Consider the following 16,765-nt stretch of genomic DNA (forward strand, 5'->3'; position numbering starts at 1 on the left):
TGGCATAGAGGTGAGGACATGTCCGAATGGTTTGCGTGGATAAAGCGCAACAAACAGAGATGGATAGCTGGACTGGCAGTACTGGCCATTGTAATTGCCACGGTATGGATATATGGCGGAAATGGCAGTCAGCCGAAGGATGAGAGGCTGGCTGGTCATACAACGGCACAAGAGCAAGAGCACCCGAGCCAAGCCTCTAAGGATCTGGCAAGTGAGACTGCTAATCTATCCGAACAGAAGCAGGATCAAGGGAATCCAGAATCGTTGCCTCAAGCAACAGCTGATCCCAAGTCTGATACAGTGCAGGGCATAGGAAGCAAAACAGGAGACACGGATAACCCAGATCACAAGGACACACGCTCTGATCCGTCTACTACAAGTAAAGAATCGGCGAAGGAGAAAGGCCAACAGAAAAATCAGGTTACTGAAACAACGCAGGGAAAAAGCATCGTAAGTAAAGCAACGGAGTCTTCTGTGAAATCGGATGTAACTCCAAAGGATAAAAAACCTTCTGGCACGTCTCCTTCTGCAAAAGAGAGCAAGGGGAATGCAGGCGAAAAGGAGAGCAAGGGCAGCAATAAGCAAGATGGACAGTCTACACCGAACAAAGGAGTTGCTTCTCAGCCAGATGCAAAGCCTCCACAGACTACTACCGTGCAGCTTACGATTGTGGGATCCTCGGATGTCGGTACGATCATGGGCACAGAGGAAATCGAAATTGGCGATTCGGAAACCGTAATGGATGTATTGAAAAAAGCGACGCGTGCTAAGAAGATTCAAATGGACTTCAGCGGTTCCGGTGCAACTGCTTATGTAAAAGGTATTGATAATTTATATGAGTTCGACAAGGGATCAGGGAGCGGCTGGATGTACAGCATTAATAGTAAATTTCCCAACCGCAGCGCAGGCGTATGGCCGATTCATCCTGGAGACCATATTCAATGGCTGTATACGGAGGATCTAGGCAAGGATTTAGGAGCGGGTACTGACGACGGACTATGGGATGGGGAAAGTTAAATGATACACGGCTTCTCCACATTACATCCGCGATTATGTTTCGCATATTTTGCCGTACTGCTGCTCTCATGCATGATGTTCACGCATCCTGTATATTCAGTCCTTACTTTACTTAGTATCGTTCTATTGAATCTATCCTTGGATGGAGGGAGATTGCTCAAGAAGGGGATTAAGGGATACTTAATTATGGCTATAATTATTTTCTTGCTCAATCCCTTCTTCTCTAGTCGTGGAGCTACGATTCTATGGTATGTATTCGACCGTCCGATTACATTGGAATCGATCATATATGGTGCTCTATTCGCATTATCACTGCTCAATATACTGCTGGCATTTGTCGCTTACAATCTCGTCATCACGCCGGAGAAATTATTGTACCTATTAACGCCAATCGCCCCGCGAACGGCCTTTATCATTACGGTAACCCTCCGTTTTGTGCCGCTGTTGACGAGACGGCTGAAGCATATTATGACGGTTCAACGTGTTCTTGGTTACCTGCATCCGAAAGCCAGCAAGAAGCACTTTATGCGCGAAGGCATGGAGACCCTGCATACGTTAATTAGCTGGTCGCTGGAAGAAGCGCTTCAGACAGCTAGCTCTATGCGTGCGAGAGGATATGGCGTTGGGAAGAGGACGAGTGCAGTATCCTACAAGATGGACAAAAGGGATGTCCTTGTATCATGGATCATGGTCGTGACAGGAGCCAATATTGTGATTGGCGGCTTGTTCGGCGTTAATCGGTTCCAAGTGTATCCACGGCTGCAGTCGTTGGAGTGGTCGCCACAGATTTGGCTGCATGCAGCATGTTACTTGGTATTTATCTTCATCCCGATCGTGATGAACGGAAAGGAAGAGCTGTTATGGCGCACTATCAGATCGAAGATGTAAGTTTTCAGTATCCCAATTGTTCAGAGAAGACGCTTGATCATATCACCATCACCATAGAAGAGGGAGAATTCGTGCTGCTGTGCGGCCCATCAGGATCAGGAAAAACTACACTGCTTCGCCAGCTTAAGCGGGAAGTACGGCCGGAAGGCAATCGGAGTGGCAGTATTTATTATAGAGGAATTGGTCTAGATCAACTTGATGAGCGACGATCCATTGAAGAAATCGGGATGGTATTTCAAGATCCAGACAATCAGATTGTCATGAATACGGTGTGGCAGGAATTGACCTTTGGCATGGAGAATCTCGGCTATTCTACCGCGCAAATGCAACGAAGAGTAGGGGAACTCGTACAGTTCTTTGGTATGGAGGAATGGCTTCATCTACCGATACATGAGCTATCTGGCGGGCAAAAGCAGCTGGTCAATTTGGCGTCCGTAATGACATTAAGACCGAGGGTACTGCTGCTGGATGAGCCTACTGCTCAACTTGATCCGATCGCAGCCAAAGAGTTCATCCAATTGCTCTCCCGAATTAATGAAGAATTCTCCCTTACGATTATAATCAGTGAGCACCGAATTGAAGAAGTTGTTCCCCATGCGACGCAGCTTGTCATGCTGAATCAGGGGCAAATTGCATATCTTGGCACTCCTGATCAGGTGATGAAGCAAATATGGAAGGATGAAGATGCATTATTTTTGCCGTATCTTCCATCTATCGGTCGGCTTTATTTGGAAATAGAGAAAGCCAGCGATGCCCGAGCTGTACCTATGAGTGTGAAAGAGGGAAGGAGATGGCTTGCTGGCAAGCAAGAACAACGGCAAGCTGCTGGGAAGAGCCTGTCTGAATCTGTGAAGGTTGATTGGGAGCAAGTAGAGCCATTGTTAACATGCAAAGAGCTGTATTTTACCTATGACAAAAATGCTCCCCTCGTCCTGAAGCGATTGTCCCTATCGATTCATGAGGGTGAATTCTTCGCCCTGCTTGGCGCCAACGGATCTGGGAAGTCCACCTTGCTGCAGCAAATTGCGGGCGCACATAAGCCTCAACGAGGAGACATCTTGTATGCGGGCAAGTCCTTGCTGCGGAAATCTACAGTAGAGCGAAGTCGGATGATTGGGTATGTCGCACAGAATCCGATGCTCTATTTCACTAGAGACACGGTGAGGGAGCAATTGATGGATCGGCTAAGGCGGTTAAGCGAGCATAGCAGCATCGAGAAGCTGAATGAACTCGTAGCACGCTTTGACGTCGAGTCTATTATGGATAAGCATCCGTTCGATATAAGCGGGGGGCAGCAGCAGAAAATAGCGCTCATGCTTGTCTTATTGGCCGATCCGAAGCTGCTGCTGCTGGATGAGCCGACGAAGGGACTCGATCCTATTTCCAAGCACCGGTTGGCTGAATTGCTTGAAATGATACGGGCGGGAGGCACCACAATTGTCATGGTCAGTCATGACATCGAGTTCGCGGCCAGCTATGCATCAAGATGTGGCTTGTTATTCAACGGCGCCATGGTCGCAGTAGAAGACACACGCTCCTTCTTGCAGAGCAACTACTTCTATACAACAACGATTCATCGCACAGTGGGAGATGTTCTGCCCGAAGCGATCACGGTGAAGGATGTATGGGAACAATGGGGAAATTAAAAAGAACGATCTACGTGGGAAGTATGGCAGCGGCCGTAGCCGTAATGGCAGTTGTCTTATGGATGGACAAGTACTACTTGCCCCTGAGCTTTATGATGATCGGGCTCGCGATGCTGCCCTTCTTCATTCGCTTCGAGCGAAAGACAATGAAGGCGGAAGAGATTCTGCTGATTGCGATGCTTGGTGCGATTGCGGCTGTGAGCCGCGTGCCGTTCGCGCCACTGCCTAGTGTGCAGCCGACATCCTTCGTCATTATGATGTCTGCGCTCGTATTTGGACCGGAGGTAGGGTTCCTCGTAGGCAGTATCGCCGCAGTGGTATCGAACATGTTCCTTGGACAAGGGCCTTGGACGCCTTGGCAGATGTTCTGTTGGGGGATGATTGGATTTACGGCAGGCCTGCTGCGAAATACACGATTCATGAAGAGCTTGTGGGGCAAGAACATATTCGGGTTCTCATGGGGATTCCTGTTCGGTTGGATTATGAATCTATGGTTTTTGATCGGCATGTATGATCATTTGAACTGGAAGGTATTCGTATCCGCTTATGTCGCTAGCTTTTATTTTGATTTAGCACATGCGCTGTCGAATGTATTTTTCATTACGATTTTCTCAGCGATATGGATCAAGATACTGCTGCGGGTGAAAACGAAATACGGATTATTGCCCTCGAACGACAAGTAAATGGGGAGCGATCAGAGATATCCACATCTTATAGCCTAAATCAATGTTTTGAGAGTCAGTTCGATACATAAATTTAGTAATTTTACACCTTGACCCCTTGCACCTTCTTCGATTAACATAGGATCTATAAAGGGGAGTAGCTGTTACAATAAAGTCGTCATTACGAGGATAATCCTCCGGCTTTGTTGGCAACTTCGATTGTTAGCGAGACCTTTACCGACAGGGTAAAGGTCTTTATTTATGGCCTTTACCGTGATCGGTAAAGGCCATTTTTGTTTTTTAGGGGGGTTGTCCAGGGAAATTTCTCATAATTGTGCGCAATTGAAGAAAAGATATACATGACATGATAAGAGGAGAGGGTACTATGGATTTCTTTACGCCAGAGTTTTGGTCCGCGTTGATGGCGATTGTGGTTATTGATTTAGTACTGGCCGGGGATAATGCAATTGTTATTGGGTTAACCGCTCGGAACTTGCCGAAGGAACAGCAGAAGAAGGTCATATTCTGGGGTACTTTTGGAGCGATTGCGCTTCGTTCCTTGTTGACGCTTGCTGTAGTATGGCTGTTGAAAATACCAGGTCTGCTCTTAGCCGGCGGCGTGTTGCTCGTCTGGATTGCGTATAAGCTGCTTGTGGAAGAGAAGAGCCATGATGTCGGGTCTGCTGGAAGCTTGTGGGCAGCCATTAAGACGATCATTATTGCAGACACGGTTATGGGACTGGATAACGTGCTCGCGGTAGCGGGTGCTGCGCATGGTGATTTTATTCTTGTCGTACTCGGTTTGCTCATTAGTGTTCCTATCGTGGTATGGGGGAGCACGCTTATTATTAAATGGGTGGAGCGATTCCCGATTATCATCTATATCGGCGCAGGCGTCTTGGCTTGGACAGCAGCGAAAATGATTGTAGATGAGCCATTAGTGAAGGGATTCTTTACAGAAAACCCCGTTCTGAAATGGGGCCTCATCGTTGTCATCATTGGCGGTGTATTGGCTGCAGGAAGAATGAAGAAGCAGAAGCAAGTGAAGCAGGCCGCTTAATAAAAACGAACAACTGCATAGCTGAAAACGACGATCTGAGCACCCTAGCAGGGGTGCTCTTCTTATTACTGGAATCAGATGTAAATGGGTGATGCAGACTGATACCTTTTGCGGTATAATAAAACCACACAATAAAATGGAACTTAATTCCACTGGATGGAACGCAATGGACTTTGCTTATGTTCTTATTTCATATCTACAGGAGAGTGATCGTTATGGATAATAAGGAACGATTTTCAACTCGAGTCGATGCGTATGTGAAATACCGACCAAGTTATCCAGCGGAGGCTGTGTCGTATTTGTATGATACAGTGGGGTTCCAAGCGGGTGACGAGATTGCGGATATTGGGGCAGGAACAGGGAAGTTTTCGAAGCTGCTGCTCGCCCAAGGAAGTCGCGTTGTAGCAGTTGAGCCGAATGAGCCGATGCGGGAGGCAGCTGTGCAGGAGCTTGGCGGCATCGCGAACTATCGTGCAGCCGATGGGGCAGCAGAGGAGACCGGACTGCCCGATCACTCCGTCGATCATATCGTATGTGCGCAGGCATTTCACTGGTTCGATCGCGCCGCAGCCAGGGCTGAATTTCATCGCATCCTGAAGCCTGGCGGTAAGGTTGTCCTGATTTGGAATTCACGATTGCAACAAGGGACTCCATTTCTGGAGGAATACGAGCAGCTGCTGCAGCGGTATGGCACGGATTATGAGAAGGTGCAGCACAAGAACATTTCAGAAGAAGCGCTGTCAGCCTTCTTCGCTCCGAATCAAATGACGGTGGCAAGGTACACGATGAGTCAATTGCTCAACGAAGAGGAGCTCGCCGGTAGACTGCTGTCCTCCTCGTATGCACCAGAGCCTGGCCACCCGAACTATGAACCCATGAAGGCTGAGCTCGCCCGCATATTCGAACGCAATCAGCAGAATGGCGTTGTATCCTTTGATTATGAGACGGAAATCTTCTGGGGCGAAGTGTAGAGAAATAGCCAAGAATAGCATATTGCTTCAGATAAGAGAGGAGAAATACCTCTCTTTTTTTGCGTCTGTGTCATATTTGGTATTGACTCTGCCATACATTATGATAGAATCATTATCACTTATAAATCCTATTGTATTACTAGGTATAAATAAGGGGGATATACGATTTGGCACAAATGATCATTACTGGATTGTTATGCGGGATACTGCTCGGGTTTGTCATGCAGCGCGGCCGATTCTGCCTGACAGGTGGATTTCGTGATATGTATTTAGCGAAGGATAATCGGATGTTCTATGCGCTGCTCATTGCCATCACGGTTCAGAGCATCGGCGTATTTGCGCTCATCCAGCTTGGCTTGGTGGAGTTCAAGGCAGGCTCGTTACAATGGCTGAGCACGATCGTAGGCTCATTCATATTCGGCATCGGCATTATTTTGGCGGGAGGCTGTGCGACAGGAACATGGTATCGTGCCGGGGAAGGCTTGATCGGAAGTTGGATTGCCTTATTCGGATATATGGCGATGAGCGCCATTATGAAGTCAGGTGCGCTGCTGCCTGTCAACAATGGCCTAAAGGCGTATGCCGCCCCGAATAATTCTATCCCGGATACATTCGGATTGTCCGTATGGCCGTTCATCGTCGTGCTCGCTCTCGTGACATTATGGCTTGTTAGCAAGCAGCTGCGTAAACCTGCTGTTGCGATTCCAACCTTGCCAGCGAAACGGAAAGGAATCAATCATCTATTGTTCGAAAAGCGCTGGCATCCGTTTGCTACAGCTGCTCTTGTAGGAATCATTGCGCTGCTCGCATGGCCGCTGAGCGAAGCGACAGGACGGATGTCAGGTCTTGGCATAACGACTCCATCAGCCAATCTGTTGCAATACCTGGTGACGGGCGATAGTACCAAGTATGTGAATTGGGGCGTTTTCTTGGTGCTTGGCATCTTTGCAGGTTCTTTCCTGGCAGCGAAGGGAAGCCGCGAGTTTCGCTTCCGGGCACCGGATGCAAAGACGGCTATATCCAGCTTCGGCGGGGGACTTCTCATGGGCTTTGGAGCGAGTTGGGCAGGAGGATGCTCAATTGGCAATGGGCTCGTTATGACGGCTATGATGACTTGGCAAGGATGGATATCGCTCATTTTCATGATTTTGGGTACATGGACGGCTTCGTATTTCGTATATGTACGGCCGCGTACCAAGGCAAGTCGTAAGCAAGGCGCTTCTTATCATGCAAAGACCGTATAGGAGGAGAATGACATGAAAACGAAATTAGCCGTACTGGGCATGGTATGTCCATTTCCGTTAATCGAGGCGAAGGAGGCGATCCAATCACTGAACAGTGGCGATGAGCTGGTCATTGATTTCGACTGCACGCAAGCTACGGAGAGCATTCCTCGTTGGGCCGCCGAAGCCGGGCATACGATAACGAACTACGAACAAATTGACGATGCATCATGGACGATTACGGTACGTAAAAAATAACCGGGAACATCGACGAACCGTAGCGGAGAGCTTTACGATGCCGCTTCATGCAGCGAACTAAAGAGAGTTGACATAAAGCAAAAAGGTCGAGTTGGGGACAAAGAGAGTCCTGACTCGACCTTTTATTGATTCCCGATTTTTGATGGCTCTAGGAAAGCTTGTACATATCTTAATCTGGGCATTTTGGGTATGTATCCACTTCAAGCACTCTAAACTTCCAGATCCATGGTTGGAACGAAAAATAGGAGGAAATTAAGCTTGAAAAACAATAAATATAAATTGACTCTCACGTTACGTGATACTTTATAGTAGTTGTTGAAGGGAGGTTACATGGCAATCATGAGAGTAAAAGAAGTGGCGGACATTGTCGGCATTAGCGTGCGTACCTTGCACCATTATGACGAAATCGGACTTCTGTCCCCAGCTCAAGTTACGGATGCGGGTTACAGACAGTATTCAGATGAGGAGCTGGCTATGCTTCAGCAAATCTTGTTCTTTCGAGAGCTGGGCTTCCCATTGAAAAAGATTAAAGACATTATTCACAGCCCAACATTCGATCAGACAGAAGCGCTCGAACTGCACCGCAGTATGCTGCAAGAGAAGCGCAAGCGCCTGGATGTCATGCTGGAGACGCTGGATAAGACGATACTACATCGAAAAGGAGAAATTCACATGACGAACAAAGAGAAGTTTCAAGGCTTCGACTTCAGTCATAATCCATATGAGCAAGAAGCACGCAAGCGGTGGGGAGATAAGACTGTTGACGCGTCCAATGCCAAGGTTGGGAATATGACGAAAGAGGAGCAGACCTCCATGGGAGAGAAGATGAATGCGATATACTTCCATCTGGCAGAACTGCATGGAACTGCGCCGGATTCAGAAGAAGCGCAGGCAGGGATCAAACAATGGTATGACTTCTTGAATACAATGAGCAACTACTCTCCTGAAGCCTTCAAGGGACTGGGGCAAATGTATGTAGATGACGCTCGATTCACCAAAAATATCGACAAGTTCGGTGAGGGCCTTGCCGTGTTCATGCGCGATGCAATGGCAATCTTCGCAGATCGAATAAACGAATAGTCATTGCAGCTTTGTACGAAATACGAGGGAAAGAGCAAGAATGAGCGAAAGATTGCCCCTAGTTGCTGTACGCAGCTAGGGGCTAATTCGTTTATATCAGTAGCGGGTGCTTTTATATAATCGAACTGATGGCTCTATAGATTTTTGAGCAGCTGCCTCTATAGATTCAAGATATCACGGATATCCTGCTCGGTTAGGGCAGATATCGCTTCTTCTCCCGGCTGGATGACCTCTTCGATTAAGTTCTTCTTCCGCTGTTGAATCTCATACATCTTGTCCTCAACCGTTCCTTGTGCAACAAGGCGGATGACCTGCACAACCTGCTTCTGCCCAATCCGATGGGCGCGATCGGCTGCTTGCTGCTCCACGGCAGGATTCCACCAGAGATCATACAGAATAACGGTATCTGCCCCGGTCAAGTTCAATCCTGTGCCTCCTGCCTTCAAGGAAGCCAAGAATAAGTCGCGCTCACCTGCATTGAATCGGCTGCACAGCTCCACTCGCTCAGCGCTCGGCGTCTGTCCGTCCAAGTAGAAGTAGGACACTCCTTGTTCCGCCAGCTCTCGCTTGATCAGTGCGAGCATCTCTGTGAACTGGGAGAAGATAAGCGGTCTTCTGCCTGCCTCTCTTGCTTCTGCGATAATCTCCAGCAGCTGTTCGAACTTTGCAGAGCTTCCAGTATAGTCTTCCATGAACAAGCCAGGGTGGCAGCAGAGCTGGCGAAGCCGTGTAATCCCAGCCAAAATCTTGATTCGACTCTTCTGGAACCCATCTTCATCCAGATGCTTCAAGGCATCCTTCTGCAGCTTGGCTAAGTAAGCGATATACAACTTCTTCTGCTCAGGCAGCAGCTCTGATGCCTGAAGGGATTCGATCTTCTCTGGCAGTTCCTGCAATACATCTGTCTTCAATCTCCGCAGCAGGAATGGGCGGGAGCGCTTCGCTACGACGTCACGCGGAAGGTCGGTGAACTCCTTTCTCCCAGGGAACAATCCGGGAAACACAGTATCGTAAATGGACCATAGCTCCTCTAGCGAATTCTCTACTGGCGTTCCGGTAAGCGCGAAGCAGTACTCGGCCTGGAGAGCCTTAACAGACTGGGCCGTCTGAGTCGCGTAATTTTTGAACGCTTGCGCTTCATCCAGAATGAGCGTGTGGAAAGAGTGCTTAGCATACCATTCAATATCTCTGCGCAGCAGCGGGTAGGACGTAATGATAACATCGACTCGCTCAAGATGATTCAGCTTGCGAATGCGTTCCGCCCTGTTCCCGTCAGCAATGATGGTGCGAACCGATGGCGCGAAGCGCGTGAATTCGTTGCGCCAATTATACATGAGCGACGCTGGGCAGACGACGAGCGCAGGAAGCTGCCGCTTTTGAATGTCCGGTAGAACAGACACCATGAAGGCGATGCTTTGCAAGGTCTTGCCAAGGCCCATATCATCCGCCAGAATACCGCCGAAGTGATAGTGGGCAAGTGTCTTCAGCCACTGGAACCCATATGCCTGATATTCCCGAAGCACATGAACCAGACTGTCCGGGACGGGGAATTCCAAATGATCCGGGTTGCGCAAATTCTCCAGCAGCTTTCGGAAGGATCTGCCGAATCGTACGGCTTGCCGCTCTCCCTGAGAGTCGATAAGATGCAGCCCGCGCATAACAGGGATACGGAACTCTGCTCCTGAAGCCTCCCCCTGACGAAGGCCCACCTCATTCATGAAGCGAATGATCTCTTGGAACTGTTCGCTTTCAAGCGGCATGAGCGCGCCGTTTGCCATTCGATAGTAGCGCCGTTTTTCCTCGATTGCTTTGAGCAGCCTTCGTATTTCTGCTTCTGATATTCCATCCATCTCAAACTTGAATTCAAGCCAATCGATACGTTCGTCCACATTGACTGAGATTTTGGGAGGAGCGTTCGGGATGAACAATCTCTCCTTTACGGCTGATGTTGCATAGATGTGCAGGATTCGCTGCAGTTGGGGAACGACATGATACATGAAATTATATTCGGCATCCTCATCATCCAAGAAGTATCCGCCTTCCGTCTTTACAAAGGGCGATTGCTCCATAATTTCTAGTATTCGCTGCTCTTTTTCCGTATTCCGCATCAGAATCCGATTCTCTGTATGCTTGTGTCGATTCGGATCCAGTGGATTAATGGAGATATCTCCGTAGTGGAATTCCAACCCCGCAAGCAGGCGATCTCGAATGCGATCAAGATACAGCTTCGCCTGCAGTTCCGGCTGCACGACTCGATCTGCTATCGCTTGCGCTACGCGTACGCTGCCGAGCTTTTGCAAGCCCGGAACCACCTTGTCCATAATTGGACCGATCTGATTAGGTGATATAAGAATCCGTTGCTGGCGACCGCTGCCCAATGTCTTCTTAAGGTCGGAGAGCCGCTTGCATTGCTCAATCGGGGTTGGAATAAAGGCCCCGTTGGCGATGACAGCTCCGTAGCTCTCCAGCACTGTCACTTGTTCTAATCCTTGTACATCAATGCAGTAGGCATCTTTTTCCGCCTCATCTAGCCTGAACTGTATTGGAAGAGGCTCATCTATAACTGAAAGTCCCTCAAATGTTGATCCGTCATGCGCAAGGAGCACAGAAGGAGCTTGTTGAAGGGCAGGTAGTAGGGCGTCCCACGAATAAGGGGGGATGAGCAGCATCCGTTCATCGTTGCCCTGCCTGGCAAGAATGGCGGAATGCGGCATGTGCCGGTAGACATTTTCGTTGCGGTAAATCGCGATCAACTGTTGGATAACGGCAAAATGCTCGGGACGAAAGCAGTGCAGTGACGGATCATAGGAGAAATGCCTTGAAAATACATAGCATTCTCCGCGGTCGATGCACCGCAGCAATTCGCGAATATGCTTTACGATATATCGTCGCTGCGGCCCGACCCTCATTTCAACGGCCAAAAAGGCTTGCTCGTTGCCTGATGAAACCGGGAAGCAGGTGATTTCTACGTCAAGCGGCTGTCTGGTATCGAATAAGGGGCGGACACGGCTTGATTTCAGTGGAGTATCGTCAAATAAACCGAGTATTCGCTGGGCTAGCTGATCATTCCCCGACTCCATATTCATAGTCACTGCTCTCCTTTCTATATGTGAGATGAGTATATATAAAGTGAACGCATGTTCGTGTATGTCGATAGCTATATGATAACAGAAAGCAATAAAAAAGAAACAACAGGACTTTGGAACTATGCGATTGTAGTCGAAATTAAGAATATATTCAGTGCCGATTGGTAAGATGGGAGTTAGGGTATATATTATGGTCAGTAATTACGTTAAAGGCGTAATAGAGCCAATTATGGAAAGTTGACACCACTGACAGGATGTCTGTAGGCATGTATAATAGGGGCTACGGTGAAAATATTGTTTTCAGAAAATACAAAATATCCCTCAAATCACCTAGGGATATGGATGTCACCTGTCGAATGTAATAGCGATTATACTTTCTTGAGACTCATCTCACGCAGTTTAATTATAAGGCTATAGACTCATTTTTTTGAGTTGAATATAGGAAAAGGAGGCCGACCCGATGGCGGGCACATGGTTGAAGCTGAAAATCGGTCAGAGGCTCGAGTCCCTGCGCCGATATGTCTCGCCGGCACTGCTTGCTGCCGCGGGAGTATTCATCATTACTTGTATTGCATTATTTGTTCCCCCTTATATCGGAATGGCAGATAACGGCGACTATTTCCGAATTCTCTACAGCAATGGCCTGTACTTCAACGCACCCGATTACTACAGTCAGTATTTTGGATATTTTATTAAGGAATATGGAATATTCCAATACTACAACGAGAATGCGGCAACCTTATTCTCTTCCCAGTCCATATTTATCAAAGCAGCTATTTGGCTCAATCAATTATTTAATCCAGATGTATTCGATATCCGCTTCCAAGCTGCCATATTCGTGGTGCTGTATATCGTTGCCGTATATTTGCTCGTGGAGAGCTTAACGTGGAAGGTTCCTTCCAAGTACGCATACCCGATTTCGATAATCGCGATATTTCTATTCGGTGATACCGCATATACCGCTTACTTTAACTCCTTCTTTGGGGAGAGCATCGTGTTTATTATGCTGATCTTTGTGTTCGCCTCAGGGCTGCTCATCTATCGCAATCGATACAATGACTATGTCATGATGGGTGTGCTGTTGGCCAGCGGACTGCTGTTGACGACAAGTAAACAACAGAATGCGCCTCTCGGCATCATTCTCGGCATATTTGGCATCTTCCTCATCTTTATTCGGAAAGGAAGAACATTCCGGGTATTGATGTCTTCAACGCTCGTGCTTTTGCTTCTGGCTGGTATTGGCACCTACACGCTTATACCGAAGGAGTTCGTGAACATCAACCAATATCATGCGATGACGCGGGGGATATTGATGGGATCCGATGATCCGGAATCTACATTGGAACAATTCAATATGGACAAGCAGTACGCCATACTGAACAAAAGTATTTATTACGAGCTGTACACAACAGTAGATGTAGATTCTGAAATTCTAGAGAATCAGTTCTACAACAAATACGGATTTGTATCGATTCTTGGCTATTATGTAACTCATCCTTCTAAAGCTATCGACATGCTGGATTTGGCGGCCAAGAGCGCATTCAAAATTCGTCCTCCGGCAATGGGGAATTATGAAATATCGGTTGGAAAGCCATTCCGTGCGCAGACGACGTTTTTCTCCGGCTACAGTATCCTGAAGGCAAAAATGGCACCGAAAACATTCGGCTTTGTGATTTTGTGGATTGTGCTTATTGCCGGATTGTACATGCCTTCCTTTGTTGCGGCTGCAAGGGCCAAGCAAATACGGCGCATGATCCGATTCTCCTTTATCTTTATCATGATTTTGATGGGATTGTCGGGAATTGCGGTGTCCATTATTGGTGCGGGGGATGCCGATTTGGCGAAGCATGAATTTGTGTTTACGGCGGTGTTCGACCTTGTCACGTTTGTAACGGTGTCTGACGCCATACGCAGACGCTTATGGAGCAGGCAGGATGAAGATTCTGCACTGCTTACTTCTGATACCGGCACTCATGCACATGAGGGGGCCAAGGTGGTGATGTAACGTGATCCAAAGGAAATTATTTGTATACATGCTTGCATTGCTGCTACTGCTTGGGTGTGGGATGCCTATGACCATTCACGCAGCAGAGCAAGCGGCCTCTAAGGTGCTGCTCATCTACGATAGCTTGGACAAAGGGACAACGAGAGAGGGAAATGTCGAGGCAATGCAGCGCCTGCTGGCATCCTATGGCGTGCAGGTTACGCTCGTTCGTTCTGACCATTATCAGCGGGGGCAGATGGACGCTTATGCGAAGGTGATAGGGATTCACAATCTGACTGATCTGAATGAATCGAATCAGGATTTTCTTCAGGATGTCGAACAGTATCGAGGGGACTACTTGCACATTGGTACGAGAGTCCCTGCAGCGGTGACCGCAAGCTTAGAGCTTCGCGTTCACAGTGGAGTGCCTGGCCCAATTCGAATCGCTATTAATCGCCTGGTTCAAGATGCAATTCGTACCGAGCAAGTGACCATTATCGAGCATGCAGCGGGTACTCATTACGGGAGCCTGAGCCCAGCAGGCGCTCCGTCCGAGTTCCCTTATGGAGTGCGAAACGGCCGCTACGGTTATGCAGCTTATTTCGAGCGGGGCAATATCAGTGAACTGGCAATGTCGCATTTGTTGAAGGACTGGCTGGGCAATGCAGAAGAGGCGCGCAGCTACGTTATTTTCAAGGAAGTATATCCGTTCTCCGACCTGCAGCTGCTGGAGCGGCTTGCCGACCGGATGTACGAGGCGGGAATTCCGTTCATCGCAAGTGTGCAGCCGGTATTCATGAATACCGATTATCCGGCAATGAAGCGATATATGGAAACACTGAAATATGTTCAATCCCGCAATGGAAGCATTATTGCAAATGCTCCAGTCGTAGCCTCAACGGTCAATCTAAGCGATACGACATTAAAGGGGAAGATGGAAGGGTTCATTGACGTGCTTGCAGACTATGGGATTGCACCATTGGGACTTGGAGCGGACTTCTATTGGACCTATGACCAAAGATATGCGGAAGAGGGCATGAGCTTTACGGACTCGGTCGTGTTGTTTCCAAATAAGACGTTGAAGTACAGAATTCAGACGAATGAGTCCAAGGCATTCCCGTTCTCCGCATTCAGCATGCAGCCTGGATTTTTAGAGCAATTCGGTCATTCCGGAACTTTCATGCCTGCAATGCCTATGAATACCGCATTAACCTTTGACTTTCCCGATACAGAAGAGAAGCTGGACGACATCATAGAGCAATTGCAGAGCAGCTGGATAACATTTTCTGATTATAAACACGCCTCCCATACCGTTCGTACCCCCAACAGCATCATTATGTCTCGGAGCGGTAGTGTGACCATTAACGGACAGGGTGTAAACTTGGATGTCGTGATCAAGAAGGTAAGCTCGGATTATGTATATAAGGAAAAAGAAGTGAAGAGCTTCGAGACGTTGTTCAATGTACAGAACAAAATTTTTATTGTCATTATCGTACTGACGCTTATTGCATTCACAGGGTTTCTCATCGTGGGTAAACGACTGTACAAGCGCAAATATTACAAATAAGGAGATAGCCATGACGACTGCAGATATTTTAATGCTCATAGCGGTTATCTGTATTTGGTCGCTCTTGCTCGTCAACGTCGTCCTGATCATTGCAGGATACTTGTACTACATCAAGATCGAGAACGAGGAAGTGCCGGAAATTAAGGGCGAGGCGCCATTCGTCTCCATCATGGTGCCCGCCCATAATGAAGGGAAGGTCATCACGAAGACGGTGGAGTCGCTATTGGCGCTGGATTATCCTCATGATCGATACGAGATTATCGTTATCAATGATAATTCATCGGATAACAGCAGCGAGCTGCTGGGCAATTTGCAGCGCAAGCATGACGGCCGCAATCTGATTATCATCAACACGGATGCGGTGACAGGTGGGAAAGGCAAATCTAACGCGCTTAATATCGGATTCAAGCAGAGCCGAGGCGAATTGATTGCCATCTACGACGCAGACAATACGCCAGAGAAGACGGCTCTACGCTATCTGGTAGCAGAGATTACGAACGACGATACACTCGGTGCGGTTATCGGCAAGTTCCGTACCCGCAACCGCAACACGAACCTGCTTACGCGCTTTATTAACATCGAGACGCTGTCATTCCAATGGATGGCTCAGGCAGGACGATGGAAGCTATTCAAGCTGTGCACGATTCCGGGGACGAACTTCATTATGCGGCGGAGTATCGTGGAGAGCATAGGCGGCTGGGACGTGAAGGCGATTGCGGAGGATACGGAAATTAGCTTTCGCATTTACATGATGGGTTATCGAATTAAGTTCCAGCCGAAATCTGTAACATGGGAGCAAGAGCCGCAGACGGTAAAGGTATGGTTCAAGCAGCGAACACGCTGGGCGAAGGGGAATATTTACGTCATCATCAAAAACATCCCGCTGCTTTTTGACCGCAAGGCAAGAAATATCCGTTTTGATATCCTATATTTTTTATCGATTTACTTTTTGCTGCTTACCTCATTGGTCATGTCCGACATCTTGCTCATCTTACATGCTTTAGGCTACGTACATACGACGATAGCTGGCTTCAGTTCCTTCTTATGGCTGCTGGCCATCACGCTGTTCATCTTAGGTACCTATATTACGTTGATCACGGAAAAAGGGGAGATGGTGCTCTCCAATCTGTGGATCATTATGCTGATGTATGTATCGTATTGCCAGATGTGGATGGTCGTAGCCGCTTATGGGCTCTATAACTATGTGAAGGATTTATTATTCAAGCGAGAAGTCAAATGGTACAAAACTGAACGTTTTTAGAAGGTCGATTTTGATCACGCAGTATCTCAGGAAGTAACTCGGCATCGAATCTTGCATTCACT

At 48.0% G+C, this 16,765-nt stretch carries 13 protein-coding genes; 12 read left to right on the forward strand and 1 reads right to left on the reverse strand.

Going from position 1 to position 16,765, the window contains the following annotated elements:
• Window positions 1-18: 18 nt before the first annotated feature.
• From BP95_RS32110 to BP95_RS0122555, 9 genes are all read left to right on the forward strand, one after another.
• Window positions 19-1,017, forward strand: coding sequence for a DUF4430 domain-containing protein (locus tag BP95_RS32110; protein WP_021257402.1), 999 nt, complete (start codon window positions 19-21; stop codon window positions 1,015-1,017).
• Entirely contained in the window at window positions 1,018-1,905 is an 888-nt protein-coding gene (locus BP95_RS0122520; protein ID WP_021257401.1) for an energy-coupling factor transporter transmembrane component T, read from the forward strand.
• Window positions 1,878-3,551 (forward strand): ABC transporter ATP-binding protein, encoded by a 1,674-nt coding sequence (locus BP95_RS0122525; RefSeq protein WP_028533300.1) that lies wholly within the window; start codon window positions 1,878-1,880, stop codon window positions 3,549-3,551. The genes BP95_RS0122520 and BP95_RS0122525 overlap by 28 nt, the downstream gene beginning before the upstream one ends.
• Before the next feature lie 23 nt (window positions 3,552-3,574).
• A complete protein-coding gene (locus tag BP95_RS0122530) occupies window positions 3,575-4,234 on the forward strand; it encodes an ECF transporter S component (RefSeq protein ID WP_051614179.1) in 660 nt (219 codons plus the stop codon).
• Between the two features lie 364 nt (window positions 4,235-4,598).
• Window positions 4,599-5,273, forward strand: coding sequence for a TerC family protein (locus tag BP95_RS0122535; protein ID WP_021257398.1), 675 nt, complete (start codon window positions 4,599-4,601; stop codon window positions 5,271-5,273).
• Window positions 5,274-5,488: 215 nt separating this feature from the next.
• Complete coding sequence (locus tag BP95_RS0122540) at window positions 5,489-6,244, forward strand: class I SAM-dependent methyltransferase (protein ID WP_028533302.1); 756 nt, start codon at window positions 5,489-5,491, stop codon at window positions 6,242-6,244.
• 176 nt (window positions 6,245-6,420) lie between these two features.
• Entirely contained in the window at window positions 6,421-7,488 is a 1,068-nt protein-coding gene (locus BP95_RS0122545) for a YeeE/YedE family protein (protein ID WP_028533303.1), read from the forward strand.
• A gap of 12 nt (window positions 7,489-7,500) precedes the next feature.
• The gene (locus BP95_RS0122550) at window positions 7,501-7,725 is read left to right on the forward strand and encodes a sulfurtransferase TusA family protein (protein ID WP_021257395.1); all 225 of its coding nucleotides are present in this window, start codon (window positions 7,501-7,503) and stop codon (window positions 7,723-7,725) included.
• 339 nt (window positions 7,726-8,064) lie between these two features.
• Complete coding sequence (locus tag BP95_RS0122555; RefSeq protein WP_028533304.1) at window positions 8,065-8,805, forward strand: MerR family transcriptional regulator; 741 nt, start codon at window positions 8,065-8,067, stop codon at window positions 8,803-8,805.
• A gap of 158 nt (window positions 8,806-8,963) precedes the next feature.
• Here the strand turns inward: BP95_RS0122555 and BP95_RS0122560 are convergent, their stop codons facing one another.
• Window positions 8,964-11,891, reverse strand: a complete 2,928-nt coding sequence (locus BP95_RS0122560; RefSeq protein WP_028533305.1) for a DEAD/DEAH box helicase — start codon at window positions 11,889-11,891, stop codon at window positions 8,964-8,966.
• Window positions 11,892-12,351: 460 nt separating this feature from the next.
• On the opposite strand from BP95_RS0122560, the gene wsfD reads away from it, so the two are divergent.
• The 3 genes from wsfD to BP95_RS0122580 are packed head-to-tail and all read left to right on the forward strand — an operon-like array spanning window position 12,352 to window position 16,703.
• Window positions 12,352-13,896, forward strand: coding sequence for a glycan biosynthesis hexose transferase WsfD (gene wsfD, locus BP95_RS31160; protein WP_021257392.1), 1,545 nt, complete (start codon window positions 12,352-12,354; stop codon window positions 13,894-13,896).
• Window position 13,897: 1 nt separating this feature from the next.
• Window positions 13,898-15,442: a hypothetical protein gene (locus tag BP95_RS0122575; protein WP_028533306.1), complete on the forward strand. Its 1,545-nt coding sequence runs from the start codon at window positions 13,898-13,900 to the stop codon at window positions 15,440-15,442.
• Between the two features lie 10 nt (window positions 15,443-15,452).
• Entirely contained in the window at window positions 15,453-16,703 is a 1,251-nt protein-coding gene (locus BP95_RS0122580; RefSeq protein ID WP_021257390.1) for a glycosyltransferase family 2 protein, read from the forward strand.
• Window positions 16,704-16,765 lie beyond the last annotated feature (62 nt).

Source organism: Paenibacillus sp. UNC217MF (genome assembly GCF_000686865.1).
Classification (GTDB): Bacteria; Bacillota; Bacilli; order Paenibacillales; family Paenibacillaceae; genus Paenibacillus_B; species Paenibacillus_B suaedae.

Bases quoted from the DNA above. Each gene is read 5' to 3' on its own strand.
- BP95_RS0122520 (WP_021257401.1), top strand. From the start codon at position 1,018: ATGATACACGGCTTCTCCACATTACATCCGCGATTATGTTTCGCATAT.
- BP95_RS32110 (WP_021257402.1), top strand. From the start codon at position 19: ATGTCCGAATGGTTTGCGTGGATAAAGCGCAACAAACAGAGATGGATA.
- wsfD (WP_021257392.1), top strand. From the start codon at position 12,352: ATGGCGGGCACATGGTTGAAGCTGAAAATCGGTCAGAGGCTCGAGTCC.
- BP95_RS0122535 (WP_021257398.1), top strand. From the start codon at position 4,599: ATGGATTTCTTTACGCCAGAGTTTTGGTCCGCGTTGATGGCGATTGTG.
- BP95_RS0122540 (WP_028533302.1), top strand. From the start codon at position 5,489: ATGGATAATAAGGAACGATTTTCAACTCGAGTCGATGCGTATGTGAAA.
- BP95_RS0122550 (WP_021257395.1), top strand. From the start codon at position 7,501: ATGAAAACGAAATTAGCCGTACTGGGCATGGTATGTCCATTTCCGTTA.
- BP95_RS0122545 (WP_028533303.1), top strand. From the start codon at position 6,421: ATGATCATTACTGGATTGTTATGCGGGATACTGCTCGGGTTTGTCATG.
- BP95_RS0122525 (WP_028533300.1), top strand. From the start codon at position 1,878: ATGGCGCACTATCAGATCGAAGATGTAAGTTTTCAGTATCCCAATTGT.
- BP95_RS0122530 (WP_051614179.1), top strand. From the start codon at position 3,575: ATGGCAGCGGCCGTAGCCGTAATGGCAGTTGTCTTATGGATGGACAAG.
- BP95_RS0122555 (WP_028533304.1), top strand. From the start codon at position 8,065: ATGAGAGTAAAAGAAGTGGCGGACATTGTCGGCATTAGCGTGCGTACC.
- BP95_RS0122580 (WP_021257390.1), top strand. From the start codon at position 15,453: ATGACGACTGCAGATATTTTAATGCTCATAGCGGTTATCTGTATTTGG.
- BP95_RS0122560 (WP_028533305.1), bottom strand. From the start codon at position 11,891: ATGAATATGGAGTCGGGGAATGATCAGCTAGCCCAGCGAATACTCGGT.